Consider the following 1,253-nt stretch of genomic DNA (forward strand, 5'->3'; position numbering starts at 1 on the left):
CTTGTTATGGGCTATCCTTGCGCGGTCGGCATTTCTGCGCCGCTCTCCATCGTGCGCGGCGCCGGCCTAGCCGCAGAGCGCGGCATCCTGATGCGAACCGGCGAAGCTTTCCAGGGCTTTCGCCTTGTGCAGCAGATCGTGCTCGACAAGACCGGTACGTTGACGGAAGGACGCCCAGTCGTACGAGAGGTCAAGGCCTTTGGCGCGGTTGAATCTGAACTGCTCGCGTTGGCGGCGGCTGCCGAGGCCTCTTCAGAGCATCCGCTCGCCCAGGCGGTGGTAGCGGCTGCTTTTGAGCGCGGCGTGACACCCCCGGACGTCGAAACCTTTGAGGCCTTGCCGGGAAAGGGCGTCACTGCACGGATCGGCGCTCACGAGGTTATCGTCGGCAGCCCGCGCTTCCTGGCGGATCAAGGAGTCGACCTCAGCCAGGTCAATGCAAATGTCGAAGCTCTTGAGGCGAAGGGGCTGACGGTGATCGGCGTGGCGCAGAACGGGCGAGCCTTGGGCATCATTGCCCTCGGCGATACGCTCCGACCGGATGCGGTCCAGGCCGTGGCCACCCTGCATAAGGCGGGCCTGAGGACAGTCCTCGTGACCGGCGACAACGAACGTGCGGCGCAATGGGTCGCTCGCGAAGTCGGTATCAACGAGGTCCACGCCGGCATATTGCCGCAAGACAAGGCTGGCATCGTGCGCCAGCTTCAAAGCAGAAGTCGGGTGGCGATGGTCGGCGATGGCATCAACGATGCTCCGGCGCTCATGCAGGCCGACGTCGGTATCGCGATGGGCGGCGGAACCGACATTGCGATCGAAGCGGCCGACATCATCATTCTCTCGAATCGATTGAATGCGCTCGCGGAGGCCCGCGAAATCAGCAGCCGCAGCTACCGCAAAATGGTCCAGAACGTCGCGCTCGCATTCCTGTTCAATGGCGTTGGCATCCCCATCGCGGCGACCGGCCTGATCAACCCGATCTGGGCGATGGTGGCGATGGCGGTCAGTGTCACGGCGATCTTCTTCAATTCTCTTTGGGGAACTCCGCGGCTCTTCTTCGATGCCATCCGCAGCGTCGGGCAGCCAATCATGCCAGCGTCAGTGCAGGCCGCCTGAGCAAGGACGTCACATGGAAGTTCAGCAAACGGCGCCGAGCGGGCTCGAAGGCCACAAGCGCGAGCGCCTGCTTCGGACGCTCGCTTTAGCGACCTTCATCATCTTCTTCCAAGCCTATATGGTGGCGCCGATCATACCGG

Annotated in this window: 1 protein-coding gene; it reads left to right on the top strand. The window is 63.0% G+C overall.

Annotation, left to right across the window (positions count from 1 at the left end):
- The coding region (locus tag BGN91_RS10335; RefSeq protein WP_292612838.1) for a heavy metal translocating P-type ATPase at nt 1-1,113 on the top strand (1,113 nt) is incomplete at its 5' end.
- Nucleotides 1,114-1,253 lie beyond the last annotated feature (140 nt).

This window comes from Nitrobacter sp. 62-13, from assembly GCF_001896955.1.
GTDB lineage: Bacteria > Pseudomonadota > Alphaproteobacteria > Rhizobiales > Xanthobacteraceae > Nitrobacter.